This window comes from Arthrobacter sp. NPDC056691, from assembly GCF_042791415.1.
Classification (GTDB): domain Bacteria; phylum Actinomycetota; class Actinomycetes; order Actinomycetales; family Micrococcaceae; genus Arthrobacter.
Genome location: NZ_JBHTXX010000025.1, coordinates 1 through 25,755, shown reverse-complemented (window position 1 = coordinate 25,755; position 25,755 = coordinate 1). Strand labels below are relative to the sequence as shown.

At 66.9% G+C, this 25,755-nt stretch carries 26 protein-coding genes and 3 tRNA genes; 10 read left to right on the top strand and 19 right to left on the bottom strand.

Features of this window, described 5'->3' with window-relative positions:
* The first annotated feature begins 9 nt into the window (after positions 1-9).
* Genes ACFRAU_RS18030 through ACFRAU_RS18020 form a run of 3 tightly spaced genes read left to right on the top strand, consistent with a single transcriptional unit; the run spans position 10 to position 2,577 of the window.
* Positions 10-729 carry a LytR/AlgR family response regulator transcription factor gene (locus ACFRAU_RS18030; RefSeq protein ID WP_377994173.1) on the top strand — a complete coding sequence of 240 codons (720 nt, stop codon included), beginning with the start codon at positions 10-12 and terminating at the stop codon, positions 727-729.
* Entirely contained in the window at positions 726-1,088 is a 363-nt protein-coding gene (locus ACFRAU_RS18025; protein WP_378000935.1) for a hypothetical protein, read from the top strand. Before ACFRAU_RS18030 ends, ACFRAU_RS18025 begins: the two co-directional genes overlap by 4 nt.
* 22 nt (positions 1,089-1,110) lie before the next feature.
* Complete coding sequence (locus tag ACFRAU_RS18020; protein WP_378000934.1) at positions 1,111-2,577, top strand: cation acetate symporter; 1,467 nt, start codon at positions 1,111-1,113, stop codon at positions 2,575-2,577.
* 28 nt (positions 2,578-2,605) lie between these two features.
* Here the strand turns inward: ACFRAU_RS18020 and ACFRAU_RS18015 are convergent, their stop codons facing one another.
* The 6 genes from ACFRAU_RS18015 to rpsB form a co-directional block, all read right to left on the bottom strand.
* Positions 2,606-3,193, bottom strand: coding sequence for a DivIVA domain-containing protein (locus tag ACFRAU_RS18015; protein WP_378000933.1), 588 nt, complete (start codon positions 3,191-3,193; stop codon positions 2,606-2,608).
* A 63-nt stretch (positions 3,194-3,256) separates the two neighbouring features.
* On the bottom strand, positions 3,257-4,180 hold the full coding sequence (locus ACFRAU_RS18010; protein ID WP_378000932.1) for a phosphatidate cytidylyltransferase: 924 nt from the start codon (positions 4,178-4,180) through the stop codon (positions 3,257-3,259).
* Positions 4,180-4,737 (bottom strand): ribosome recycling factor, encoded by a 558-nt coding sequence (frr, locus tag ACFRAU_RS18005; protein WP_377994168.1) that lies wholly within the window; start codon positions 4,735-4,737, stop codon positions 4,180-4,182. Before frr ends, ACFRAU_RS18010 begins: the two co-directional genes overlap by 1 nt.
* Positions 4,738-4,834: 97 nt before the next feature.
* Positions 4,835-5,572 (bottom strand): UMP kinase, encoded by a 738-nt coding sequence (gene pyrH / locus ACFRAU_RS18000; RefSeq protein WP_236807821.1) that lies wholly within the window; start codon positions 5,570-5,572, stop codon positions 4,835-4,837.
* A gap of 124 nt (positions 5,573-5,696) precedes the next feature.
* Positions 5,697-6,533, bottom strand: a complete 837-nt coding sequence (tsf, locus tag ACFRAU_RS17995; RefSeq protein ID WP_377994167.1) for a translation elongation factor Ts — start codon at positions 6,531-6,533, stop codon at positions 5,697-5,699.
* A 126-nt stretch (positions 6,534-6,659) separates the two neighbouring features.
* Positions 6,660-7,544 (bottom strand): 30S ribosomal protein S2, encoded by an 885-nt coding sequence (gene rpsB, locus ACFRAU_RS17990; RefSeq protein ID WP_377994166.1) that lies wholly within the window; start codon positions 7,542-7,544, stop codon positions 6,660-6,662.
* Between the two features lie 423 nt (positions 7,545-7,967).
* Between rpsB and ACFRAU_RS17985 the strand changes: the two genes are divergently transcribed.
* Positions 7,968-8,501 carry a M23 family metallopeptidase gene (locus tag ACFRAU_RS17985; protein WP_378000931.1) on the top strand — a complete coding sequence of 178 codons (534 nt, stop codon included), beginning with the start codon at positions 7,968-7,970 and terminating at the stop codon, positions 8,499-8,501.
* 31 nt (positions 8,502-8,532) lie between these two features.
* Here the strand turns inward: ACFRAU_RS17985 and ACFRAU_RS17980 are convergent, their stop codons facing one another.
* From ACFRAU_RS17980 to ACFRAU_RS17950, 7 genes are all read right to left on the bottom strand, one after another.
* Positions 8,533-9,723, bottom strand: a complete 1,191-nt coding sequence (locus ACFRAU_RS17980; RefSeq protein WP_377994164.1) for an acyl-CoA dehydrogenase family protein — start codon at positions 9,721-9,723, stop codon at positions 8,533-8,535.
* Between the two features lie 108 nt (positions 9,724-9,831).
* A complete protein-coding gene (locus ACFRAU_RS17975; protein WP_378000930.1) occupies positions 9,832-10,158 on the bottom strand; it encodes a hypothetical protein in 327 nt (108 codons plus the stop codon).
* A gap of 126 nt (positions 10,159-10,284) precedes the next feature.
* A tRNA-Ile gene (locus ACFRAU_RS17970) sits at positions 10,285-10,358 on the bottom strand.
* Positions 10,359-10,538: 180 nt separating this feature from the next.
* Positions 10,539-11,735, bottom strand: a complete 1,197-nt coding sequence (locus tag ACFRAU_RS17965) for a glycosyltransferase (RefSeq protein WP_378000929.1) — start codon at positions 11,733-11,735, stop codon at positions 10,539-10,541.
* Positions 11,736-11,841: 106 nt separating this feature from the next.
* Positions 11,842-12,750 (bottom strand): DMT family transporter, encoded by a 909-nt coding sequence (locus ACFRAU_RS17960; RefSeq protein WP_377994161.1) that lies wholly within the window; start codon positions 12,748-12,750, stop codon positions 11,842-11,844.
* A complete protein-coding gene (locus ACFRAU_RS17955; protein ID WP_377994160.1) occupies positions 12,750-13,373 on the bottom strand; it encodes a CDP-alcohol phosphatidyltransferase family protein in 624 nt (207 codons plus the stop codon). The genes ACFRAU_RS17960 and ACFRAU_RS17955 overlap by 1 nt, the downstream gene beginning before the upstream one ends.
* A 55-nt stretch (positions 13,374-13,428) precedes the next feature.
* Positions 13,429-14,310 carry a phage holin family protein gene (locus tag ACFRAU_RS17950; RefSeq protein ID WP_378000928.1) on the bottom strand — a complete coding sequence of 294 codons (882 nt, stop codon included), beginning with the start codon at positions 14,308-14,310 and terminating at the stop codon, positions 13,429-13,431.
* Between the two features lie 180 nt (positions 14,311-14,490).
* Here ACFRAU_RS17950 and ACFRAU_RS17945 point away from each other — a divergent pair, with 180 nt between their 5' ends.
* The 3 genes from ACFRAU_RS17945 to ACFRAU_RS17935 all read left to right on the top strand — a co-directional run bounded on the left by ACFRAU_RS17945 (position 14,491) and on the right by ACFRAU_RS17935 (position 16,509).
* Complete coding sequence (locus ACFRAU_RS17945) at positions 14,491-15,711, top strand: multidrug effflux MFS transporter (protein WP_377994158.1); 1,221 nt, start codon at positions 14,491-14,493, stop codon at positions 15,709-15,711.
* Positions 15,712-15,823: 112 nt separating this feature from the next.
* Positions 15,824-16,003 (top strand): hypothetical protein, encoded by a 180-nt coding sequence (locus ACFRAU_RS17940; protein WP_102970802.1) that lies wholly within the window; start codon positions 15,824-15,826, stop codon positions 16,001-16,003.
* A 98-nt stretch (positions 16,004-16,101) separates the two neighbouring features.
* On the top strand, positions 16,102-16,509 hold the full coding sequence (locus ACFRAU_RS17935; protein ID WP_377994156.1) for a hypothetical protein: 408 nt from the start codon (positions 16,102-16,104) through the stop codon (positions 16,507-16,509).
* A 111-nt stretch (positions 16,510-16,620) separates the two neighbouring features.
* On the opposite strand, the gene ACFRAU_RS17930 is transcribed toward ACFRAU_RS17935, so the two are convergent.
* The 6 genes from ACFRAU_RS17930 to ACFRAU_RS17905 form a co-directional block, all read right to left on the bottom strand.
* Positions 16,621-16,693, bottom strand: a tRNA-Asn gene (locus tag ACFRAU_RS17930).
* Positions 16,694-16,818: 125 nt separating this feature from the next.
* Positions 16,819-16,891: transfer RNA gene (locus ACFRAU_RS17925), tRNA-Asn, on the bottom strand.
* Between the two features lie 56 nt (positions 16,892-16,947).
* The gene (gene dnaG, locus ACFRAU_RS17920; RefSeq protein WP_378000927.1) at positions 16,948-19,002 is read right to left on the bottom strand and encodes a DNA primase; all 2,055 of its coding nucleotides are present in this window, start codon (positions 19,000-19,002) and stop codon (positions 16,948-16,950) included.
* Positions 19,003-19,074: 72 nt separating this feature from the next.
* Entirely contained in the window at positions 19,075-20,388 is a 1,314-nt protein-coding gene (locus ACFRAU_RS17915; protein WP_377994154.1) for a deoxyguanosinetriphosphate triphosphohydrolase, read from the bottom strand.
* Entirely contained in the window at positions 20,372-21,553 is a 1,182-nt protein-coding gene (gene dusB, locus ACFRAU_RS17910; RefSeq protein WP_377994153.1) for a tRNA dihydrouridine synthase DusB, read from the bottom strand. The genes ACFRAU_RS17915 and dusB overlap by 17 nt, the downstream gene beginning before the upstream one ends.
* Positions 21,554-21,677: 124 nt before the next feature.
* The gene (locus ACFRAU_RS17905; protein ID WP_378000926.1) at positions 21,678-23,126 is read right to left on the bottom strand and encodes a YibE/F family protein; all 1,449 of its coding nucleotides are present in this window, start codon (positions 23,124-23,126) and stop codon (positions 21,678-21,680) included.
* Between the two features lie 110 nt (positions 23,127-23,236).
* Here ACFRAU_RS17905 and ACFRAU_RS17900 point away from each other — a divergent pair, with 110 nt between their 5' ends.
* From ACFRAU_RS17900 to ACFRAU_RS17890, 3 genes are all read left to right on the top strand, one after another.
* Positions 23,237-23,998, top strand: a complete 762-nt coding sequence (locus ACFRAU_RS17900) for an alpha/beta hydrolase (RefSeq protein ID WP_378000925.1) — start codon at positions 23,237-23,239, stop codon at positions 23,996-23,998.
* A gap of 69 nt (positions 23,999-24,067) precedes the next feature.
* Positions 24,068-24,883 (top strand): DUF1295 domain-containing protein, encoded by an 816-nt coding sequence (locus tag ACFRAU_RS17895; RefSeq protein ID WP_378000924.1) that lies wholly within the window; start codon positions 24,068-24,070, stop codon positions 24,881-24,883.
* Between the two features lie 15 nt (positions 24,884-24,898).
* Complete coding sequence (locus ACFRAU_RS17890) at positions 24,899-25,717, top strand: lysophospholipid acyltransferase family protein (protein ID WP_378000923.1); 819 nt, start codon at positions 24,899-24,901, stop codon at positions 25,715-25,717.
* Positions 25,718-25,755 lie beyond the last annotated feature (38 nt).

The window sequence follows — 25,755 nt, the reverse complement described above, 5'->3', positions numbered from 1 at the left end:
CCTAGGACCATGATTAACGTTCTCGTCGCCGACGACGAGCTGCCCGCGGTCGAGGAGCTGGCCTTCCTCCTGGGCCGGGATGAGCGGATCGGCACCATTCTCCGTGCCTCGTCCGGCGCCGAGGCGCTGCGGGCGCTCGAAGCAGAGGCGGTGGACGCCGTCTTCCTCGACATCCACATGCCGGCGGTGTCCGGCCTGGACATCGCACGCGCCATATCCCGCAGCAGCCGGCCTCCCGCCGTCGTCTTCGTCACCGCGGACGAGGACTGCGCCCTGGAGGCGTTCGAGCTTGCGGCCGTGGACTACCTGCTGAAGCCTGTTCGGGCCGAGCGGCTGGCCCGCTCCGTGGGCCGGATCAGTGAACTGATTCGCGACGGCGGTGCCGCGCCGGAGATGATCACCGTGGACCAGGGCGGCACCACCAGAATGATCCGGCGCGACGACGTCACGTACGTCCAGGCGCAGGGTGACTATGCCCGGCTCCACACCGCCGATGCCAGCTACCTGATCCGCGTGCCGCTTGCCGACCTGGAACAGCAGTGGGCCGACGCCGGTTTCATCCGCACGCACCGGTCCTACCTGGTGGCCCTCGCCCACGTCTCCCACCTCAAGCTCGCCGCCGGCCGCCCCGGCGTGTCCGTGGGGGACGCAGAACTGCCGATCAGCCGCCGCCACCTGCCGGCCGTCCGCGAGAAGCTTGAGGCAACCAGGATCCGGCCGCAGGCATGACGCGCGTCAGGGTCACGGCGCCCCGTTCGGCATACCGCGCTTCGGCGGACTCCCCGGCCGAACCGCGGGAGTCTGCCGAGGAGTCCGCCGTCGGCCAGGTCTTCGTCCGCTCGCTGATCCGGTCCCAGCTCCGGCTTGCCCTGGTGGTGGCCGGCGGCTTCCTGCTGATCCTCGGCGCGTTTCCGCTGCTGCTTGCCGCCATACCGGGCCTGGCGGAGGTCCGGATTGCCGGGATCCCGTTCGATTGGCTTCTGCTGGGCGCCGGGATCTACCCCGTGACCGGAATCAGCGCCTGGCTGTACATCCGCAGCGCGGCACGCAACGAGGCACGGTACCGCGACCTCGCCGGGGAAAAATGATGCAGCGGCACGTGATGTTCCGGTGAACCCGGCGGTGGGCATCGCGGCGGTAGCCGCCGTTTCTGTGGCGACGGCGGTGATCGGCTTCTACGGTCTGCGGATCTCCCGCACCACCGGCGACTTCTATGTCGCCTCCCGAACGGTGCCGCCGTGGTGGAACGCGTCAGCCATTGGCGGCGAGTATCTGTCGGCGGCCAGTTTCCTGGGCGTGGCCGGCCTGATCCTGCTGTCCGGCACGGATGCCCTGTGGTATCCGGTGGGCTACACCGCCGGGTACCTGATGCTACTGCTGTTCGTGGCGGCGCCGCTGCGGCGCTCCGGGGCCTACACCATCCCGGATTTCACCGAAGCCCGGCTCGATTCGCGGGCGGTGCGCCGCGTAACCAGCGTGGCTGTGGTCATCGTGGGCTGGCTCTACATCGTCCCGCAGCTGCACGGCGCTGCCCTGACGATCCGGACCACCACCGGGCTGCCGGCCTGGGCCGGCTCAACCGCCGTCGTGGTGGTGGTGTGCCTCACCGTGGTGGCCGGGGGCATGCGTTCGATCACCTTCGTCCAGGCCTTCCAGTACTGGCTGAAGCTGACGGCCCTGGCCGTGCCACTCATCTTCATCCTGCTGGTGCTGTCAGGCAACGGTTCGCCCTCGCTGACGGAAGCAGCCACAAACCCGGGCGGAGCGGATCCGGCCAGCCCCTACCAGAGCATCTCGCTCCTCGTTGCCCTGCTGTTCGGAACGCTGGGGCTGCCGCACGTCCTGGTCCGCTTCTACACCAACCCGGACGGACACACGGCCCGGCGGACCACGCTGATCGTGCTGGGCCTGTTGTCCGTGTTCTATCTCTTTCCGACGGCGTTCGGCCTGGCCGGCAGGCTGTTCGCCCCGGACCTGGCGCGGGCAGGGCAGGCGGATGCCCTGGTGCTGCTGCTCCCGGGCCGCCTCGTTGGAGGCCCGGCCGGCGAGCTGCTGTCCGCCCTCGTCGTGGCGGGGGCCTTTGCCGCATTCCTGTCCACGACGTCGGGGCTCGTCGTCTCGCTGGCCGGCGTGATCAGCCAGGACGTCCTCGGCGGGAGCGTGCGCGGCTTCAGGGTGGCGGCACTGATCTCGATCACCGTTCCGCTGGGCCTGGCGCTCATGACGGACTCGCTGGCACTGGCCGGCAGCGTGGGCCTGGTGTTCGCCTTCACGGCGTCCACGATCTGCCCGGTCCTGCTGCTTGGCATCTGGTGGCGGGGCCTGACCGATGCCGGTGCCATTGCCGGCATGGTGACCGGTGGCCTGCTGTGCGGCGGCGCCATGGTGGCGGGGACGGTGCTCGGCGTCACGGGGACGCCGCCGTGGCTGGCGCAGCCCGCGGCCTGGACAGTGCCGGCGGCCTTCACCGTGATGGTCCTGACATCGCGTGCCACCAGTTCCCGGGTGCCGCGGACCATCACCAGGGTGATGACCCGCCTGCACACGCCGGAGCGGCCGCTGGCCACGGAACGCTGAGCTGCCAGGCCGGCGCCCGGCCGGGCCGTCAGTCGATGGCGGCCATCAGCTCGACCACCCGGTCGAGGAAGGCATCCACCTGGGTCTCCTCGTATCCGTCCTTGCCGACGGCGGGCCGGAAGACGGCCCGGCGGACGTTGTCAACGCTGAGTGGCTTGTCGTGCTCCAGGTAACCGATCAGGTCCCGGCACAGGGTGTCCACGTCCCTGGTGTTGTAGCTGCGCGCCTTTTTCTTGACCGGGCGGCGGAACCTCTCGCCGTCGGGCCGGTGAAGGCGGCCGCGGAGTGTTCCGGACAGCTGCCCGATCTGCCGCAGCCAGGCGTCCTCGCCCCGTTCGGCGATGAGGTCGTCCCGCTCCCGGCGGGCGAAGGCGTCTTCCAGCCGGTCGAGGGCCGCGTCCACGGCCGTGGCCGAGTATCCGCCTTTGACGGGGTCGAAGGACACGGACCGGACATCAGCGCTTTTAATGGGGTGGGCGGCAGCCTCGGGCGTTTCCAGTGATACGCGGGCCTGCTGGAGGAACTGGTCCACCTGCTTGGCGTTGTAGCCGTAGTCGGTCCGCGCCACGCGTTCGAACGACGCGGGAATCTGACGCTTGCTGTCCACTCTCACCATGTTTCCTTCGATACTTCTTCGGCGGGTCGTAACCGCATTATTCTAGGGCGTTGCCCGGAAACCTCAGGCTCCGGAGAACAGGACGAACAGCATGAAGGCCACCGGCGAGGCGAACACGATCGAGTCCAGCCGGTCCATCACCCCGCCGTGTCCCGGCAGGATGCTGCTCATGTCCTTGACGCCGAGTTCGCGTTTGACCATCGATTCGGCGAGGTCGCCGGCGGTGGCGGCCGCGACCATGCCAATCGCCAGCACAACGCCCACCCACCAGGGTTTGCCCAACAGGAAGATGCTGGCCAGGACACCGACAAGCATGGCGCCCGCGATGGACCCGGCAAAACCCTCCCAGGACTTTTTCGGGCTGATCTTTGGCGCCATGGGATGCTTGCCCAAACGGGCGCCCACGAGGTAACCAAACGTGTCGTTGGAAACCACCAGGAGCAGCAGGATGACAATCTGCCAGGCGCCCTCCGGCACTGTTCCGCCGGGCCACGGGCCCACCGGGGAAGCACCGCCTTCGACGTGCAGCGGCAGTGCCGCGAAGCTGATCAGGAAAGGCACCCAGGCGAGGGTGAACACCCCGGCGAAGATGCTGCGGGCCGAGCCGGTTGCGCTTTCCACGGAGCGCCAGAGCAGCGCCGCCACGCTGCTGGCGAGCATCGCGAACAGCAGGCTTTCCAGCCCGCCGAAGTAGGCCGAGAACGGCATCGCCACGGTGCCCACCATGACCGGGACGATGGGCAGGCGTGTGCCGTTCGCTTCGAGTGCGCGGAAGACCTCCCACACGCCGAAGACGGCGAACGTGGTGACGACGGCGACAAATCCGAGCGGCAGGAAGAGCAGCCCGCCGAGCACCGCGAGGAGCATGGCCAGGCCCACGGCGATTGCAGCCGGCAGGTTGCGCCCCGCCCCGGGGGTGGGGTTGGGCCTTGGCTGGCGGGTCCGGGTTCGGGCCCGCGCACCGGGGGCCTGCTGTGCCTGGCCCATCAGACCTCGAGCAGCTCAGCTTCCTTGCGCTTGAGGAGCTCGTCGATTCCCTCGACGTGCTGCTTGGTGATCGCGTCGAGTTCCTTTTCGCCGCGGGTACCCTCATCCTCGCCGGCTTCGCCGTCCTTGACGAGGCGGTCCAGGGTTTCCTTGGCCTTGCGGCGGATGTTGCGGATGGACACCTTGGCGTCCTCGCCCTTGGACTTGACGATCTTGACGTATTCCTTGCGGCGTTCCTTCGTCAGCTCCGGAATGGTGATGCGGATGACGTTGCCGTCGTTGGACGGGTTGGCGCCGACCTCGGAGTCGCTGAGGGCCCGCTCGATGTCCCGCAGGGCCGTCTTATCGAACGGTGTGATCAGGATGGTGCGGGCGTCCGGGATGGCGAAGGAAGCCAGCTGCTGCAGCGGGGTGGGTGAGCCGTAGTAGTCCACCAGCACCTTGTTGTAGAGGCCCGGGTTTGCCCGCCCGGTGCGGATCGAGGCGAAGTCTTCCTTGGCTACCTCAACAGCCTTGTCCATCTTGTCCCCGGCTTCGAGCAAGGTTTCTTCGATCACGATCTCTCCTCAGAAATTGGTTCCCGGCCACCCGGGCATTTCACAATCCTGGTCCCGCCCAATGGGCGGAACCGTCCTAGAAATATCCTAGCTGTAACTAGGGCGTGACCAGCGTTCCCAGCTTTTCGCCGCGGATGGCGCGCGTGACGTTGCCTTCGCCTTCCATGCCGAACACCACCATGGAGAGCTTGTTGTCCTTGCACATGGTCATTGCGGTCTGGTCCATCACGCGGATGTCGCGGCGGAGGGCGTCGTCGTAGCTGAGGTTCTCCAGCTTCTCCGCCGTCGGGTCCTTCTTCGGGTCGGCGGTGTACACACCGTCCACGCCGCTCTTGGCCATCAGCACCACGTCGGCGTGCACCTCGAGGGCACGCTGGGCAGCCACGGTGTCCGTGGAGAAGTACGGCAGGCCTGCGCCCGCACCGAAGATGACCACGCGGTTCTTTTCCATGTGGCGGATGGCGCGGCGCGGAATGTAGGCCTCGGCCACCTGGCCCATGGTGATGGCGCTCTGGACCCTGGTCTCGACGCCGGCCTGCTCCAGGAAGTCCTGCAGCGCGAGGCAGTTCATGACGGTTCCGAGCATGCCCATGTAGTCGGCACGGGAGCGGTCCATGCCGCTCTGGGACAGTTCGGCGCCGCGGAAGAAGTTGCCGCCGCCCACCACGATGGCCACCTCGACGTCGGGAACGGCTGCGGCGATCTGCTTGGCTACTGCGCGGACGGTGTCCGGGTCGACGCCGAGTTTGCCGCCGCCGAAGACTTCACCGGACAGCTTCAGGAGGACCCGGCGCCTGCTCTTCTCTGACTGGACGGGAGTGTTGACGGCTTCCATGGTGCCTTCCGGTTGGTGAACTCTGAGCTAGGTTATCGCGCATCCGGCCAGCGCTCACATTCTTATGTGGCCGGTGCATGCAAAAGGGGCGGCCACCGAAGTGGCCACCCCCTTGCGTGTCAGACTAGGAGCCGACGCGGAAACGCGTGAACGCGGTTCCCTTGACGCCGGCCTCTTCGAGGACCTGCGCCACAGACTTCTTGGCGTCCTTGGCGAAAGCCTGGTCAACCAGGACCTCACCCTTGTAGAAGCCGGTAACGCGGCCTTCGACGATCTTGGTCATCGCAGCTTCGGGCTTGCCCTCGGCCTTTGCGGTTTCCTCGGCGATGCGGCGCTCGGACTCGACGAGCTCGGCCGGAACGTCCTCGCGGGAGAGGTAGTTCGGGGCCATAGCGGCGACGTGAACAGCAACGTCGTGCGCGGCGGTGGCAGCTGCTTCGCCTTCGCCGTCAACAGCGAACAGGACGCCGACCTGGGCCGGGAGGTCCTTGGAGGTCTTGTGCAGGTAAGCGTCGACCGTGGCGCCCTCGATGCGGGAGATGCGGCGGACAACGACCTTCTCGCCGAGGATAGCGCCCTCTTCGACGACAACCTCGGACAGCGGCTTGCCGTCAACGTCGGTGGCGAGCAGGGTCTCGAGATCGGCGGCGCCGGACTCGACGGCGATGGCCAGGACCTTGTCAGCCAGCTGGATGAACTTGTCAGCCTTGGCGACGAAGTCGGTCTCGCAGTTGACCTCGATCATTACGCCGACGCCGCCGTCGACCTTGGCAGCAACCAGGCCTTCAGCGGTGGAGCGGCCTTCGCGCTTGGTGGCGCCCTTCAGGCCCTTGATGCGGATGATCTCGATCGCCTTCTCGGCGTCGCCGTTGGCTTCGTCGAGAGCCTTCTTGACATCCATCATGCCGGCGCCGGTGCGCTCGCGCAGAGCCTTGATATCAGCGGCAGTGTAGTTCGCCATGTGAACCCCTCTGTCTAGAAAATTTTTGTGTGTACGGACCGACAGGACGGCAGCTCACTGGGTGAGCGGCCATCCTGTCAGTTGCCCGGGCGCTGCGGACAGCGACCGGAAATCCCGATGAAGTTGTTACTTCGCGGAGTCGGTGCCCTCGGCGTCAGCCGGGGCTTCCTCAGCGGGAGCAGCCTCGGCAGCCGGAGCAGCCTCAGCAGCGGGAGCAGCCTCGGCAGCCGGAGCTTCCTCGGCCTTGCTGCCTTCGAGGAGCTCGCGCTCCCATTCAGCCAGCGGCTCTTCCGGAGTCTCGGTGGTGCCGGTTGCGCGCTGGTTGCGGGCGATCAAACCCTCGGCAACGGCGTCAGCAACAACGCGGGTCAGGAGGTTCACGGAGCGGATGGCGTCGTCGTTGCCCGGGATCGGGAAGTCGACCTCGTCCGGATCGCAGTTGGTGTCCAGGATGGCCACAACCGGGATGTTGAGCTTCTTGGCCTCGTCTACAGCCAGGTGCTCCTTCTTGGTGTCAACAACCCACAGCACGGACGGTGCCTTGGTCAGGTTGCGGATACCGCCGAGGTTGGACTCGAGCTTCGTCAGCTCGCGGCGCAGGAGCAGCAGTTCCTTCTTGGTGTAAGCGGAACCGGCGACGTCGTCGAAGTCGATCTCTTCGAGTTCCTTCATGCGCTGGATACGCTTGGCAACGGTCTGGAAGTTGGTGAGCATACCGCCGAGCCAACGCTGGTTGACGTACGGCTGGCCAACGCGGGTGGCCTGCTCGGCGATGGCTTCCTGAGCCTGCTTCTTGGTGCCGACGAACAGCACGGTGCCGCCGTGGGCAACAGTGGCCTTGACGAACTCGTAGGCGCGGTCGATGTAGGACAGCGACTGCTGGAGGTCAATGATGTAGATGCCGTTGCGCTCGGTGAAGATGAAGCGCTTCATCTTCGGGTTCCAACGGCGGGTCTGGTGTCCAAAGTGGACGCCGCTGTCAAGCAGCTGGCGCATGGTTACGACGGGCATGCCGACGCTCCTTCCGGCAGGTCATTCATGAGAGCGGCCGCGGCCGCTCTTACCCTGCCAATAGTTGACGGTTATTTAGTCTTGCCCGGGCGGGCACAGACTCCTGGCATCCATTGCACATCTCATCAGGACCGTTGCCGGGCCTGACCGCAAGAGGCACAATCCTCCGCAGCAGGAAGCAATTGCTGACCGGTTGTGGAGGGCTGGATACGCGTAGTCAGATGCTGCTCCCCCGCACTCCTGAATGGGGCGTGCTGACGCGACCCACTAAGATGGAATGCGTTGAGGGCACAGCAAACTGCTCCACCAAGTGTACTACAGCGGCCCGCGGCAAATGCACCGGTTCTGCCGCGCCGGGCGGCGTTTTCCACATAGGGCGAAGGCCCCGTTCCGGCAGGCGGATCGGGCGCCCATGCTGGGGGCATGAAAGCTTACGCGATGGCGGCGCTGCTCCTGCTCACGACGGCGGCCGCCGCACCTTCCGCCGCTCCGGCACCGCCCGCCGTTCCGGCAGCTTCCCAACTTCGGGCCAGTTCGCCCGCCCCAGCCGGATGGAGCTGGCCGCTTGCGCCGCGGCCGGCGGTCCTGCGCCCGTTCGATCCCCCGGACAAACCGTGGCTGAGCGGGCACCGGGGCGTGGACCTTGGCTCAGCGTCCGACGCCGGCCCGGTCATCGCCCCCGCATCCGGAACCGTTAGCTTTGTCGGCGTCGTCGTGGACCGGCCGGTCATCACTATTGATCACGGCAATGGCCTCCGCAGCAGCTTCGAACCGGTGCGGAGCACGCTCAAGAAGGGCGCTTCAGTGGCCAAGGGTGCCGTGGTGGGCACCCTGCTGGCCGGCCACTGTGGCCCGTCCCCGTGCGTGCACTGGGGCGTCCGCCGCGGAGAGGAGTACCTCAATCCGCTGTCCTTCATCCTGGATCTGCGGCCCTCGGTGCTGCTGCCCCTGAACTGAACTGCCGGGACGGCTGCGTAAAGACGCCTGCTTAGACGATCGCGGAGATGCCGGTGATGGCCCGGCCCGCCACGAGAGTGTTCACTTCGTGGGTGCCCTCGTAGGAGTAGATCGCCTCGGCGTCGGCGAAGATCTTTGCCATCTCAAAGTCCGTCACAATGCCGTTTCCGCCGAGGAGGCTGCGGCCGATGGCAACACTCTCCCGCATCCGCGCGGTGGTGAACGCCTTAGCCAGGGCCGACTGTTCGTCCCTGGCCAGGCCTGCGTCCTCGAGCTGGGAGAGCCGCACCATCATGCCCATGGAACTGACCGCGTTCCCCAGGATCTGGACCAGCTGGCTCTGCACCAGCTGGAACGAGGCCAGCGGGCGCCCGAACTGGTGCCGCTCCACGGCGTAGCGCCGTGCCACGTCGAAGGCAGCGAGCTGCTGGCCCACAGCCTGCCACGCAACGGCGAGGCGCGTGACCTTCAGGACCTTGTTGGTATCGCGAAAGCTGTTGGCGTGCGCCAGCTTGAAGAAGTCCGGCACCGCCACGTTATCGAGGGTGATGTCGGCGTTCTGCACCGTCCGCAGCGAAATCTTGTTCTCGATCTTCGCCGCACCGAAGCCTGGCAGTGCCGTGTCCACGAGAAATGCCTTGACCTGGTTGTCGGCCACATCGCGGGCGTAGACCATCACCCAGTCGGAGAATGTTGCGTTGCCGATCCAGCGCTTGGCGCCGTTGAGGATCCAGCGGTCGCCGTCCCGCCTGGCAGTGGTGCGCGTGCCGCCGGCGACGTCGGATCCGCCCAGGGGTTCTGTCAGGCCGAAGGCCCCGATCTTGCGCAGCGAGTAGACGTCCGGCAGCCAGGCATCCTGCTGCTCCCGGGATGCCAGGGCCTCGATGGAACCGGTGAAGAGGCCATCGTGCACGCCCATGAAGGTGGCGATGGACGCGTCGGCGCGGGTGACCTCGGCGTGCACAATGCCGGCGAAGAGATTGGAATAGCCCTGGCGCCGCACCGGGCTGACGAGGTCGAGCTCTGCCAGCTTCGGAATCAGGTCGAGGGGAAATTCGCCGCGGTTCCAGCAGTCCACCGCAATCGGCCTGACTTCCCGGGCCAGGAAGGAGCGGACCTCGGCCAGCCTGTCCTGCTCCTTGGAACTGAGCAGCTGCTCGAAGGCGAAGAAGTCGCCGTCGGCGTAGGGCAGGCTGTTGATGTCAGGTGCAGCGGCGGACATGGCGCTCCTTCGCAGAGACCGGCGGCTGCGGCCAGGGAACCCGCCACAGGAAGTATGTTACTGGTCAGTAACATATCCCAACTGAACGGAGAAGGAAAGCAGTGGCCATCAGTCCTCCTCCCTGGCCACCCGCCCTTCCTCCTGCCGGAACATGCCCGCGAACAGCAGGGCGAGCACCCCCACGAGGTAGGCGACACTGGCGGCGATGAACCAGCTCAGCAGGGCGTTCTCTACCCTGGTCACAACAATCGCCAGGCAGGCGGCGAGTGCAAGGAGGTTGGCAACCACGGCAGCTTCCCGCCAACGCGTCAGTCTCCGCCGCCATTTCCGCCGCGGGATGTTGGATGGCGACAACCGGTCCTCGAGCGCCAGGAAAACGAGAAGGGCGGGGATGACCTCTGCCAGCACGCCGGCGGAGGAGACGTCGATCGTCATGGCCGAACACTATGCCCGCACCGGCCACGCAGGAAGAGTACTGGCTTAAGAAGACAGGCCGGCAGAAAACAGTCCGCAAAAAGGAAGGGCCCTGACCCGCGGCGACGCGGATCAGGGCCCTGACGGTAGGGCTACTCGGACTTGAACCGAGGACCTTAGGATTATGAGTCCCGCGCTCTAACCAGCTGAGCTATAGCCCCGTGCACCGGCCCCCTCGGCGGGGGCGCCGTACGCCCGGCCAGCGCCGGCCCGTGCGGGGCCCGTCGTCGGCGGGGCAGATTTACTCTAGCAAACCGGCGGAGGGATTCAGACCACATCAGTCAGCCCTGACGTCCGGAAACCGGGACACCAGCTGACCTTGAAGCCAGCTGATCCTGACGTTAGACGACCTTGTCCTCGTAGTTCGCCCCGTAGTACAGGTCCTCGAACGTCTGCAGGGTCCCCTGGATGCTGTGCGGTTCCACCATGCACCGGCTGGCGTTGCCCATGGCTTTCCGTTCCTCGGCCGGCAGGCGGAAAATCCGGGTCATTTTCCCGGCCAGGTCGGCATGGTCGTTCGGCGTGAACAGGTAGCCGTTTTCGCCGTCGCGCACCAGGTGCGGGAGGGCCATGGCGTCCGCAAGCAGCACGGGCGTCGACGCGGACATGGCCTCCAGCGTGACCAGTGACTGCAGTTCCGCGGTCCCGGGCATGCAGAACAGGTCGGCCCGGATGTAAGCCTCACGGAGTTCGTCGTCGCTGGCCAGGCCCAGGAACTTCACCCGGTTCTGCAGTCCGAGCCGTTCCACGAGGGCCTCGAGTGCCGGGCGCACCTCACCGCCGCCTACGATTTCAAGATGGACATTCAGGTCGGCAGGGGTGGCAGCCACGGCTTTTATCAGCACGTCGACGTGCTTCTCCTCGGCCAGGCGGCCCGCGAACAGCACGGTCGGGTGTTCGTGCGGCTCAATGACCTCGTCGGGCTTGGGCTCGTATGCTGCCGAGTCGATGCCGTTGGACAGCGGGAGCACCTTGCGCAGGAAGGCATGCTGGTGCATGGCCTTGGCGGCCAGCGGCGTGGGCGTGGTGACGACGTGCGCCTGGCCCATGACCGTCCCCATGTCCTTCCAGGAGATCTTTCCGATGATGTCCTTGAACCACTGCGGGAACGGCAGGAACGGGTTGAGGTTCTCCGGCATGAAGTGGTTGGTGGCGACGATGCGGATGCCGCGCTTCACGGCCTCATACAGGACGTGCTCGCCGATCATGTAGTGGCTCTGGATGTGCACCACATCCGGCTGGACCTTGTCGAACAGCAGGCTGATTTCCTTCTTGATCTCCCACGGGAGACAGATCCGGAAGTACTCGTGCGTGAAAACGCTGTGCGAGCGGAGACGGTGGACGGTGGCTTCGTCGCGGAACTCCGTAAAGCTCTTGCCCTTGTCCTGCCGGCAGGCCAGCACGTGGACGTTGTGTCCCCGTGCCGTCATGCCCTTGGCCAGCCGGTAGCCGAACTGGGCGGCTCCGTTAACGTGGGGCGGGTACGTGTCCGCCGCGATGAGGATGGTCAGGGGACGCTGGGCGTCGGGCATGGTCACGTAGAAAGCTCCTGGTGGTCATGGTGGTCGGCTGCGGCTGACCACACCGGCCGGCGCCGGCACGTGATGCGCCGGCACATTCTTGCCTGGTCCGCAGTAAAACCGGCTAGTGGGACGCCCTGCCCGTGGCCTTCCGAACGTCCTTCTTCCGTTTGGTGACCTCGGGATGGTGTCTTGAAAGGGCGATTACCCCCACGATAGCAAGGGTTGCCGCCGTACCCATGGCAATCGCCTGAACGGCGTGGACATCGGGGCGCAGCTCGCCAAGGATCGTGATGCCGATCGCGATACCCACAATGGGGTCGACCACGGTGAGGCCCGCGATCACCAGATCCGGCGGACCGGTGGAGTATGCGCTTTGAACGAACCAGGAACCCAGTCCCCCGGCCGCGGCGATGGCCACCACCGAATACCACGGCACGTTCAGCAGGAACAGGCCGTTCGGGTCCAGCAGGTGTTTGCCGATGATCCGCGTCAGGACGGCCACGAAACCAAACAGGATGCCGGCACCCAGGATGTAAATGAACGCGCTCATGCGGTGCTTGAACATGGCGGCGAGGCTGCCGAAGATGCCCACCGCCAGAGAAAGCAGCAGCACAATCGTGAGTTCATCCTCAGGCGTGACGTGGTGGCTTTCCTGCGTGACATTGACGGCCAGCAGGACGAACAGTGCCGATCCCGTCACGCACGCGGTGATTGCCACCACGGTGGCGCGGTTAATGCTCAGGCCCTGGTCTTTGGTGTTGACCACGGTGGTGATCACCAGGGCAATGGCGCCGATCGGCTGAACCACCGTCAGCGGTGCTGTGACCAGCGCCACGGCGTTCATCGCCATCCCCAGGCACAGCAGGAGGAGGCCGAAGACCCACCTGGGGTTCCGCAACAGGCGGAGGAATCCGTTGGAGCTCAGCGCCAGGCCGCCGGTATCCGCCTTGACCGCACTGCCCTGGCGCTGGGCACCAAAGGCGAGGCAAAAGGCGCCCATGACCGCGAGCAAAACCGCAACCCAGACCATCAGCCGTTCCCGCCGTCGTCGGCCGCCAGCATTTTTCCCTTGCGTTGGATCGCCCAGAAATAGTTGTAGGCAGCAATCCAGTGGCCGACGAGCCCCAGCCCCAGAACCACCCAGGCGGCGACAAACCATGCTCCGGCGAACGGAACGGGCAGCTTGGACAGCACCAGGAGCGGAGTTCCGAGCAGGAGCAGGCCGGTGCGGGCCTTGCCTACGAGGCTGACGGGAAGGTCCGGGTGGCCACGGAAGTAGAACAGCGACATGCCCAGCAGGACGGCGTCGGGAACCACCAGCGCTGCCAGGTACCACCATTGAACGACGCCGGCGATCACCAGGGTGACCGCTACAGCAATCATGGCCAGCCGGTCCGCGATGGGGTCCAGAACGCGTCCCAGTTTGGAGGTCTGGTTGAAGCGCCGGGCAACGTAACCGTCCACCCAGTCAGTGCTGCCCATGATGGCCAGTACCAGCACGGCCAATCCATATTCCTTCTGGGCCAGCACAAGCCAGATGAAGATCGGCACGCCCATGAAGCGCAGTACCGTGAGGAGGTTGGGGACGGTGTAGACCAGATCGCGATCGACATGCGGCTGCCCGGGACGGGAACCAGCGCCGATGAATCTCATCAGGCCTCCCTCTCCGCGGCCGGCGGCCTCTTACAGTCTTCGTTCAGGGCAAGGCTCAGCTCTTGAAGAGTTTCCGCAGCAGGGTGAGCAGGACGGCGGTGGAAGCGGCGAGGGCAAGGAGCGGCTTCCACCGCGCCTCGAGCTGCCCCGGCAGGGAGCCTTCCGGCGCACCGGAACGGGCCGACGCCGACAGGGCGGCAAAGTGTTCGGCCGCACGTACGCGGGCTTCCTGGAACTTCTCGTTGCCTTCCGCAGCGCGGTGCCTGGCGATGCCGAGCAGGGCCTGGGCCTGGGTCTTGACGTCCAGTTCCTCGCCAAGCTCATCGCGCACACCGGTCAGGTGTTCGCGGCGCTGCTTCAGGCGGCGGCGGAGTTCGGGCTCGGTGGCCACGGGAACGTCCACGGCCTCGGCAGCCTTCTTGGCTTCCCTGTCCGCCTTCTCCTTGGCCTTCTCCGCGGCCTTTGCTTCCGCGGCGGCCTTCGCCTGGGGCGAGTTGGGATCAAGCACGGCGGCGTCGAAGTCCGAGCCCTCCTTGGCGATGCCCAGGTCGTGCTTGAGGCCGCGGACGGTGTCTTCCGGAATCAGCGGCATGGCCTGCTTGAACTTCCGGAGGCCGATGAGCCCGCCAATGAGCGCAATGAGCAGGAAGACCGCGCTGACCAGCAGAGCTGCCAGCCACGCGGGCATGATGGTGGCCAGCCCCATGATGGCGGCGACGACCATACCGGTGATGAGCAGGGCAAGGAAAACGGCGGCCACCCCGAAGAAGGCACCAGCGACACCAAGCTGCTTTCCTTTGCGCTTTGCCTCAATCTTGGCCAGCGCGATCTCATCGTTGAGTTGGCGGGGCACAAGCTTGAACACGAGTTTCAGGGTTTTTGGCAGCGCAGTGATACGCAGTCCTTGGTTGGTCCGCCCGCTGTGACGCCCGCTCATAGGTTCCGCCTAACTGGTTCCGTCGTCGATTTTTCTTCGCTGCCGAGGGGGTTTCCGGTGCGTCCGCGCGCCCCCGCTGACAAAACTATCATTCAGGGTCTGCCGGAACTTCTGGAAGTAGCCCCGGCGAGCCCTCCAACGCTGTAAAAGTCTGATCTGTCAGCCCTAGGATGGTTCTCTGTGACCACCACCAACCCGGGCGATGCGCTCAGCCGCCGGCAGAAATTCCTCTACATCCTTCTACTCGGCGCCCTGACCGCCCTCGGGCCGTTCACGGTGGACCTCTACCTCCCCGCGTTCCCTGCCCTGGAGGCGAGCCTCAACGTCTCGGAGGCCGCCGTCCAGCTGACCCTGACCGGCACCACCGTGGGCTTTGCCCTGGGGCAGTTGGTGGTGGGGCCCTTCAGCGACAAGTTCGGGCGCCGGCTCCCGCTGATCCTGGCGACCGCCCTGCACATCGCCGCTTCGCTCGGCGCGGCGCTTTCCACCGACATCGCCACACTCGGCGTGTTCCGGGTCCTGATGGGCATCGGCGCAGCCGGCGGCGGTGTGGTGGCGATGGCCATGGTCCGCGACCTGTTCAGCGGCTATGCCATGGTCCGGATGTTCTCCCGGATGGCATTGGTCAACGGGCTCGCGCCCATCCTGGCGCCCGTCATCGGGTCCCAGCTTCTCCTTGTCATGCCGTGGCCGGGCATCTTCGTGTTCCTGGCCTGCTACGGCACCGCGGTCATTGTCGCCGCGATCGTGCTGGTCCGGGAGACGCTGCCACGGGAGAAACGGGGCCAGTCCGGCCTGACGGCCCGGCAGCGGTACGGCGTGCTCTTCTCCGACCGGATCTTCGTGGGACTGCTGATGCTGGGCGGAATGAACTTCGGCGGCCTGTTCACCTACCTGTCCGCATCCCCATTCCTGTTCCAGGACGTCTTCGGGTTTTCACCGCAACAGTACGGCCTGCTCTTCGGTATTAACTCGCTGGGCATCGTTGCGGGCGTCCAGACCAGTTCCCGGCTGATCAGGCGGGTCCCGCCGCAGTGGATCCTTGCATGCTCCACCGCCTGGATGTTCCTGATGGCCGTGCTGATCGTCGTGTTCGACCAGCTGGGGTTCGGGCTCTGGGGGGTCATGGTTCCGCTGTGGTTCTACATCCTGGGCACCGGTTTCACGTTCCCTTGCGTGCAGGTCCTGGCGCTGGCCAGCCACGGGGCCCAGGCCGGCACGGCCGCGTCCCTGCTCGGCGCGTCCACCTTCCTGATGGCGGGCATCATCTCCCCCGTCGTGGGCTGGCTGGGAGGACACTCTGCCACTCCCATGGGCGCCGTCCAGGCCTGCTGCATCTTCCTCGCAGCGGCCGCCCTGTGGCTCGTGGTCCGGCCCCGGACTGTGCCTTCCATCCACTGAGTCCTTCCACCCGCCGAGTTTCCGCCGGGTTGCCGGCGGACTTCTTAGGCCGGGCTAGCAGGGAGGCGCATCCAGCCACGGGCGCTGCGGCCACGGCGGGTAGGCTGGCACCATGACCCGCAAACCCCACAGAAACGGCCGAGGGCTGTTCCTCGGCGCCATCCTCGGCGCCGTGGCGGGCTTCTTCGCCGGCAGGATGATGGGCAACGCAGCGCTGGGCATCCTGGTGGGCGCCGTCGTCGGTTCTGCTCTCCTGTACCGCGTCAATCCCGGGCCATGGAACAGACCCTGACCCGCCGCTTCCCCGGAGCCACGCGGTGCCTCCTGGCCGGGGGGCGGTCGACGCCGGGCCATCTGTTCGCGTGGGTAGCTGAGCGATAAAGTTGTTACGTGCCCCACTGGCAGGATCATCCCCCACTCCCGGCCACGTGGCAGCGGTGCGACTCCGGCATTCTGCCGTTGTGGTGGGACCGGCTGTGTACACAGACCAGTGCGCAGTCGGCAGCGCTCTATGCGGCGGGACTTTTCACCGAGGACCGGCGCCGGCCCATAGCCCAGTGGTTCAACCCGGCTTTCAAGGCCGCCCTGCTGGTGGCACCCGAGACCTCCCCCGAATGGCCCGTCCAGCGGTTCGGCATCTTCTATGCACCGCCCGACGGCGGCTTCACGCGAGTGCACTCCTCTCCCCACGAGTGGCACCCCCGAGAACCGCGGAAGTCCCCCACGGAGCGGGAGGCGTTCGAGGCTGCCATAGCCGAGGCAGAGCGCTTCCTGCAGGTGGAGATGGATTTCGTCTGACACTGCCGTTTCTGACATTGCCCGTCCGTCGTTGCCGCCTGGCCAGCCGCCGAGTCACATAAAACAAAAAAGTCCCGCGGCCGGCTCTGGGGCCAACCGCGGGACTGTGCGCTCCTCCTGCTGGACTTGAACCAGCAACCCTTCGATTAACAGTCGAATGCTCTGCCAATTGAGCTAAGGAGGAATGAAGCAGGTATGACATTAGCAAACGTTCGGCCGCAATGTGAAATCGGCGCCAACACTGGGCGCAAATACCCCTCCGGGGTATAAAAAAGTCCCCGTTCCGGAACCCGGAACGGGGACTGTGCGCTCCTCCTGCTGGACTTGAACCAGCAACCCTTCGATTAACAGTCGAATGCTCTGCCAATTGAGCTAAGGAGGAATGAAGCGGGTACTAGCCTAGCAAACACCCGGCCCGGAAACGAAATCGGCGTTTTTCTAGTTGTCGGAGCGGAGCGCGCGGCGCTCCATTTCAAGCATCATGAGCTCCCGGTTCAGCTGCTGGAACTCCTCGGGGTGGGCCGCGGCATCCAGCCGCTGCAGCTGCCCCAGCTTGTCCGCCTTCACACGGGTGATCTGCAGCTCGAACAGCCTGGCGAGGATGTCCCGGCAGTACTTCTGCACCGCTTCCGCGGTATGGGCCGGCAACGGAACCACCGCGAGCTCCGAAACCAGCGGCTGCAATGGCTCGGGTACCTCCTGCCGCAGGGCTTCCACCCATTGCACGGCGTCGCCGGAGAAGCCGGGAGCCGTGGCACGGATGGCATCGTGGATGGCCTGGTAGGCGGGCGTAGCGAACCGGGCGGTTGCGAACCGTTCCCAGGCTTCGCCGCCCAGCATTGCCGGCTCCTGCAGCGCCACCTCGAGGGCCTGCCGCTCCATGGATGCCACCGGGTCCCGGGGATCCGGACGGTGGAAGGACGGCAGGACGCCCGACGGCGGGAGCGCCGCTACGCCGGGCACGTTCTGGCCGCTGCCCTGGGCTGCGTTGTAGCCGGCACCGTTTGATCCAGCCCCGTTTGATCCGGCCCCGTTGTATCCGGCACCGTTTGATCCGGCCCCGTTGTATCCGGCACCGTGGGAGCGGCGCGCCGCCCCGCCGGCTTGCGCTCCGCCACCCGCTGCACCGGGCGCCTGAGCCCCGGCCGCCGGTGTACCCGGTGCCCCGCGTTTGGCGGCGGCCGCCACAGCGCGGCTGACGTCCTCAATGGGCATTCCCAGCCATCCCGCCAGTTCCCGGGCATAGCCGGGCCGGATTGCCGCGTCCCGGATCTGGGCCACTACCGGTGCGGACTCCCGCAGGGCGGCCACGCGGCCTTCGACAGTATCCAGGTTGTGGCGCCGGAGCGAGGCCTTGATGGCAAACTCGAACAGCGGCTTCCGCGAGCTGATCAGATCGCGGACGGCGGCGTCACCACGCGTCTGGCGAAGGTCGCAGGGGTCGGCCCCGGTGGGTTCGACGGCCACGTAGGTCTGGGCCACGAAGCGCTGATCCTCTTCAAAGGCCCGCAGGGCCGCCTTCTGGCCGGCTGCGTCACCGTCGAAGGTAAAGATGACCTCTCCCCCGGTGCCGTCGTCGGACAGCAGGCGGCGGGCAATCTTGATGTGGTCGGCGGCGAACGCCGTACCGCAAGTGGCCACCGCCGTCGGAATGCCCGCGAGGTGGCAGGCCATGACATCCGTGTAGCCTTCCACCACCACCAGCTGCCGGTCCCTGGCGATATTCCGCTTGGCAAGGTCGATCCCGTACAGCACCTGGGATTTCTTGTAGAGCGTGGTTTCAGGGGTGTTGAGGTATTTGGGGCCCTGGTCGTCCTCGTAGAGCTTGCGCGCGCCGAAGCCGATGGTGTCGCCGGCGATGTCCCGGATGGGCCAGATCAGGCGGCCCCGGAAACGGTCGTAAATGCCCCTGTTGCCTTCAGAGAACATCCCGGTGAGCTTCAGCTCGGGATCGGTGAATCCACGGCCGCGCAGGTGCTTGAGCAGCGCGTCCCAGCCCTGCGGTGCATAGCCGACGCCGAATTGATCGGCTGCTGCCCGGTCGAAGCCACGCTGCTGGAGGAACTTCCGGCCCTCGGCCGCGCCTGCCGTGAGCAGCTGGGCGCGGAAGAACTCGTCGGCGATTTTGTGGGCGTCCAGGAGCCGCTGGCGCTTGCCGACTTCCTCTCGGCTGGGGCCGGTGCCGCCGTCCTCGTAGCGGAGCTCGTACCCGATCCGCGCGGCCAGCTTCTCCACGGCCTCGTGGAAGGAGGTGTGGTCCAGTTTCTGCACAAAGGAGATGACGTCGCCGTCCTCGCCGCAGCCGAAGCAGTGGTAGCGGCCCACCTGCGGGCGGACGGTGAACGACGGCGAGCGCTCGTCATGGAACGGGCACAGGCCCTTGTAGGAGCCGAGGCCGGCGCCCTTGAGCGTGACGTAGCCGTCGACGACTTCCTTGATGTCCGTGCGCTGGCGGACCTCATCAATGTCTTCCCGTTTAATCAGCCCAGCCACGAAGCAATCCTAGTCTTTGGCAACGCGGCAGGATCCCCGGATCCTGCCCTATGTGGACTGGTGCGTCCAATCTCACCACAGGGACGGCAGGCTGCCCACGAGCCGTTCGTACATGGCCAGCGCGGAGCCGTCCGTCAGCGATGCCACCTGGTCGATGACCACGCGGAGCCGGGCGCCGTCGTCGGGCGCTTCCCGCCAGTCCGCCGCGAACATAGGCTCGAGGTGGCGGTCCCCGGAAGCGTTCAGCGCCGTCACCAGGGCGTGGAGCACCTCGCGCTGGCGTTCGTAGATGGGCTGCCTGTGGTCCGTGGTCATCACGAAAGTGGTGGCCAGGCCCTTCATCACCGCGATCTCCAGGACGGTCTCCTCCGGAACCATGAGCTCGGCGTTGTACCGGGTCAGGTTCGCAGGACCGTAGACGGCGCGGGTGGTTTCAAGCGCGCTTTGGCAGAACCGGCCGATGAGCTGGCTGGTCATGTCCTTCAGCGCCGCCATGGACTTGCGGCTGCCGTCCGCCTCGCGCACCCAGACGTCGGTGGCCTCCAGCCTTGCCAGCGCTGCGTCGATGGCAGCAGGATCGTTGTGCGGCAGGTACCACTGCCTGGCGTAGCCCACCACGCGCGCCCGGTGGTCCGGGTTGTCCATCCAGCGCAGCTGGAAGTGGCCGGCCACGATCGCGTCCTCAACGTCGTGAACCGAGTAGGAAATATCGTCCGCGAGGTCCATGACCTGCGCTTCGAGGCAGGAGCGCCGTTCGGGGGCGCCTTCGCGGATCCAGCTGAAGATGGGCAGATCGTCCTCGTATGCGCCGAACTTGCTGGTGCGCTGGCCGTGGATCACCGGGGCGTCCAGGGCGGACCACGGGTACTTCGCGGCCGCGTCCAGGCTTGCCCGGGTCAGGTTGAGTCCGGCAGGCCTGCCCTCCGGGTCGAGGACCTTCGGTTCGAGCCGGGTGAGCAGGCGCAGGGTCTGGGCGTTGCCTTCAAATCCGCCGATCGCGTGGGCCATCTCGTTGAGCGCCGATTCCCCGTTGTGCCCGAACGGCGGGTGGCCGAGGTCATGGCTGAGGCAGGCGGTATCCACCACATCGGGATCGCAGCCCAGGGTGCGGCCCAGTTCACGGCCCACCTGCGCCACTTCGAGGCTGTGCGTCAGCCGGGTGCGGACAAAATCGTCGGTGTCCGGTGCCACCACCTGTGTCTTGGCACCGAGCCGGCGCAGCGCCGAGGAGTGCAGCACGCGGGCGCGGTCGCGCTCGAAGTCCGAGCGGTACGTGCTCTTGGGCGGTTCCTCCACCCAGCGGGCGGAATCGTGGGCTTCGTAGCCCGGCAGGGCCTGCGGGGTGGTGCGGGCGTCCGCCAGCCGGATTTCAGCCACCTGACACATCCAGTTCCGCCGCGGCGATGTCGCGCGACTGGTCCTCGTTCAGCTGGCGGCTCAGCAGCCAGTCCTTGGGCAGGGCCGGTCTCTTGGGCGAGCCTGCGCGGCCCCGCGGCCCTTCGGAATCGATGCCGGGATACGGCAGGTCCATATCCAGCTGCGCCAGCAGTTCGCGGAGCACCTCAAGCGTCGGCACGGTGGCCAGCTGGGCCCGCAGTTCGCCGCCCACCACGTAGCCCTTGAAGTACCAGGCCATGTGCTTGCGGATCTCGCGCAGCGCCTTGTATTCGTCGTTGCCAAAGGTTTCCACCATGAGCTCTGCGTGCCGGTACACGCCTTCGGCGACCTCGCGCAGTCCGGGCCGGTGCCGCTTGTCGCTGCCTTCGAACGCCGCCTGCAGGTCGCCGAACAGCCAGGGCCGGCCTTGGCAGCCGCGGCCCACCACGACGCCGTCGATGCCGGTCTCGCGGACCATGCGGACGGCGTCCTCGGCGGACCAGATGTCTCCGTTGCCCAGCACCGGGATGTCCGGCAGCGCCTCGCGGAGACGGGCGATGGCGGACCAGTCCGCCTGGCCGGAGTAGAACTGCGCCGCTGTGCGGCCGTGAAGGGCGACGGCGGCAACACCGGAGTCGCGCGCGATCCGGCCGGCGTCGAGGTACGTCAGGTGGTCATCGTCGATGCCCTTGCGCATCTTGATGGTCAGCGGGATCCCGCCCTTGGACGCTTCGCGGACGGCCGTCTGGACGATGGAGGTGAAGAGGTCGATCTTCCAGGGCAGGGCCGACCCGCCGCCGCGCCGGGTGACCTTGGGCACGGGGCAGCCGAAGTTGAGGTCGATGTGGTCCGCCCGGTCCTCCTCCACCAGCATGCGCACCGCCGCGCCGACTGTTACGGGGTCCACGCCGTAGAGCTGGACGGAACGGACTTTCTCGTCGTCGTCGTGCGAGATAATGCGCAACGATTCCGGCGTACGCTCCACGAGGGCACGGGAGGTGACCATCTCCGCCACGTACAGCCCGCCGCCGTATTCACGGCAGAGCCTGCGGAAGGCAGTGTTGGTGATTCCGGCCATGGGCGCGAGCACCACCGGGGTGTCCACGGTGATGGGGCCGAGTTTCAGCGGCGGAAGTTCCAGCCGGGGGGCGGGAGGCGTTGCTACAACAGTCACCCGTCCATTGTCTCAAAGTCGGGCAAATCGGGCAGAATTCCGGGCAGGATGCCCACGGCGGCAACTCATCGCCCTCGATTTAGCCCAGCTGTATTAGATCCCGATGCGTCTAATCACGCTGCCGCTAATCACGCTGGGCGGCACGCCGTCCCCGCCGGGTCGCCGGCGGCGCGTCCGTTTCGGCACGTTCCCGGCCAGCCACCGCCGCCGCGGCCGCAAGCGCGCCGGTGTCGTCGACGTCGTCGGCCGTTATGGCAGCAGTGCCGCCCGGCCGGTGACCAGCATCTGAAGGGCGTGGCAGTTCAGCTGACCCGGGCAGTTCAGCAGGCCGGGGCAGTGCGGCCGGCCGCACACCCGTGGCCTTGACCACCAGCACCGCAATCAGCGTGGTGACCGGAATCGCCAGAACCAGGCCGATCGAGCCGACCAGCGTCCGGATGACCTCCTCGGACAGCTCTGCACTGGTCAGCGCCTCCCCCAGCGGACGGTTGTAGAGCATCACGATGATGAGGATGGGCAGGGCGGCGCCGGCGTAGGCGAAGGCAATCGTGTAGACGGTGGAGGCGATGTGGTCGCGGCCGATCCGCATGGCCGACGAAAAAAGCTTCCGTGCACTCGTGTTGGGTGCGAGTTCGTACAGTTCCCACACCGCGGAGGACTGCGTGATGGTGACGTCGTTCAGGACGCCGAGCCCGGAGATGATGAGGCCGCACAGGATGATGCCGGAGATGGAGATGTTGTCCGAGATGTTCACGAGTGTGGCGGCGTCGTGGCTTCCGACGCCTGCGAGGTTCGCAGCGTCGGTGGCCCAGGCCGCAAGAAGCGAGGTGATGCCGAGCCCGAAGATGGTGCCCAGCAGCGCCGTCGAGGTCCGCGCCGAGAATCCGTGCGCGAAGTACAGGACCCCGATCATGATCACGGTGGAGCCGACGAGCGCCAGCAGAAGCGGCGGCTTGCCCTCCACGAGGCCAGGGAGCATGAAGCTGACCAGCACGAAGTAGGCGCCGACGAGGCCGATCAGGGCACGCAGCCCCCGCCAGCGCGCCACGGCCACCACCACGACGGCATAGAGGATTGCCAGCAGGATGATCGGCGTGGTGCGGACAAAGTCCACGAAGATGTACGACGGCGACCCCTGGGCCGCCGGGGCATCGGCGCCGGTGGCGGCCGCCTGGGCGTGGGACAGGTTCAGGTAGCGGATGTTGTCACCCACCTTCACGCCGTGCGACTTGGCGATGTCCGGGTTGATGACCACCTTGACCGGGTTGCCGCCCTTGTCCGGCTCGGTGAAGGCGAAAGTGCACTGCGAGCCGCCGCCGGTGTTGCCTTGGGCTGTACCGTCCTGCGCCGCCGCGTTGTCCTGCGCTGTGGCCGGGGTGCAGCTCTCCGTGACCACGCGCTGGATCCGCCCGGTGTCGAAGGTGACGCCAGGAGCGGCGGCATACGGGTTGGCCAGGGTCAGGCCTTCCCTGTTCCCCGAGGGCCACAGCGCCGCCATGGCGGCGAGCGTCAGGAGGGTCAGCGGAATCAGCACCGCAGCCAGAATCCTGTTTGCTTTCCTGCGGGCAGCCATCGCTTCCGCCGTTGGCTCCGAATGCCCTGTATGACCGTGGGAGTGACCTGCACCCATCAGCAGCTAGACCTCATGCTTGAACTCTACGGCGGCGGCCATAGGGTTGATAAATGGACGACGAAGTGTCGGAGGATGCAAGAGTGAGCCAACACCGGACCCACCACCAAGCGGTGCTGACGGTTTTGGCCCCGTCCGGACCCACCCGCGGCGTGGCCCTGGTGCTGCATGGCGGCAAGTCGCACAGCTTCCAGCCAGTCCAGGCCAGGCACCTGAGCCCCGCGCGGATGGTGCCGTTTGCCCGCCACCTGCACGCCGCCGGCCGGAAACACGGTCTGGCGGTCTGGATTCTGCGGAACAGTGTGCGCGGCTGGAACGGCGAGGACATGACCCCGCTGAAGGATGCCCGCTGGGCGCTGGCCAGGATCCGCGCGGAGCACCCCGGCGTGCCCATCTACCTGCTGGGGCATTCGATGGGCGGCCTGACCGCGATCTGCGCCGCGGACGAACCGAACGTGGACGCCGTGGTGGCGCTGGCCCCGTGGCTCGATGATGCCACCCCCGCCTCCGCCGTCACCGGGCGGAAGGTCCTGATCGTGCACGGGGACGAGGACCGGTGGACGAGTCCGTCGGCCTCACTCCGGTTCGCGCGCCGGGCGGCGGCGGAAGCGGCGGAGTTGCGGTACGTCTCGCTCCGCGGGGCCGGGCACTTCATGTTGCGTCGGGTCGGACTGTGGCACAGGCTGGCCACCGGGTTCCTGATGAAGGCCTTCACCGAACGGACCGGATTTCCCGGGGCGGGGTCCCCAGCCTCCGCCGCCGCCCTGGACAGGGTGCTTCCCCCGTCCGGGGAGGCATTGCCGTTGGTCCTCTGAGAATTGGTGTCCCGTGAGAGTTGTGAAGGGCCGCGGTGAGGCGGCGATTTTCGTGACCGGACTGGCTTCATGAGCCCGTTTCCGCTGGCGGCGTTCCTTGCCAGCCTGCCCTGGGCGGCGCTGGGTGTGGTGCTCGTGCTTGCCGTCACGTACGCCGTGGCCATCCATCCCGCGGCCGGTGGCCAAGCGCGACACTCGGTGATGGACGTGGCCTGGGGCCCCGGCTTCGTCGTGATTGCGGTGATCTCCTTTGTCCTCTCGGCCGGGGAGGGCGACGGCGGCAGGCGTGCGCTTCTGCTGGTGCTGACGGGCATCTGGGGAATCCGGCTCGGCACCCACATCGGCCGCAGGGCCCGCGGCGGCCATGAGGACCCCCGCTACGTGGCGCTGCTCAAAGGAGCGCCCGGGTCCCGGAACGCCTACGCTCTCCGTCGCGTCTACCTGCCACAGGGCCTCGTGATGTTCTTCGTCTCGCTGACCATCCAGGCGGGAATGTTCGCCACCGGTCCGTTGGGGCCTCTCGCCGCGGCGGGTTCGGCGGTGTGGCTGACCGGGTTCATCTTCGAGTCCGTCGGCGACAGGCAGCTGGAGCAGTTCAAGGGCGACCCCGCCCGAAGGGGAACCGTCCTGAACACCGGCCTGTGGCGCTACACGCGGCACCCCAATTACTTCGGCGACGCCGCCGTCTGGGCGGGGCTGTTCCTGATCGCTGCCGAGTCCTGGCCCGGCGTGCTGACAGTCCTCTCCCCCGCACTGATGATCTGGACGCTGGCAGCCAAGACCGGGAAGCCGCTCACCGAGAAGGCCATGTCGGGCCGGCCTGGCTACCGCGAATACGTGGAGTCCACCAGCGGTTTCTTCCCATGGCCGCCGCGGCGGCACTGACGCGGGGACACTCACATGCCATGGACCCCAGCCGCCAGCGACCGCTTCTACCGCCTCCTCGTCCGGACCGGCCTGTTCCTGCAGTGGCTGTTCCGGATCCGCCTGATGGTGACCGGGCAGGAAAACCTGCCGGACAGGAAAGCAGGCGCCGTCGTCGCCATCACTCACTTTGGCTACCTGGACTTCGCGGCCGCCGAACTCGTGTTGTGGCGCCACAACCGCGGGAAGCTGCGGTTCATGATCCATCAGGGAGCCGCGGACCACTGGCTCGCGGGTCCCTTCATCAGCGCAGCGGGCCAGGTGGTGGTGGGCTACGGTTCGCGGACCGGCGCCTATGACGCCGCCGTGGCAAGGCTCCGCGCCGGTGAGTATCTGGCCGTCATGCCCGAGGCCGGCGTCAGCCGCAGCTTCAAGGTCCGCGAATGCAGGACGGGGGCGGTGCGGATGGCGGCCAAGGCGGGCGTGCCGCTGATTCCGGTCTCGGTCTGGGGCGCCCACCGGATACTGACCCGCGGCAAGGGCCTTCCGCTGCACCGCATCCGGCGCGCGCCGGTCCGGGTGCATATCGGTGAGCCGTTCCATCTGCCCGCGGACCTGGACCCGGAGCGGGAAACGTCGCGGCTCCGCGGGACGCTCCAGGCGGGAATCGACGCCGCCATCGCCAGCTTTCCCGTGGCGGCGCGGCCCGGCGACTGGTGGATGCCGGCGGACCTCGGCGGCGGCGCCATCTCCGAGGCGGAACGCCAAAGGCTCGATGCGGCTGATCTGGCGAGGGACCGGCGTCGTACTTCCCGAACAACAGCGGCCCCAAGGGTAAATCCCCCAACCCAGTAGCAGCACAGGGCGTTCCCAGGTCTGGGAACGCCCTGTGC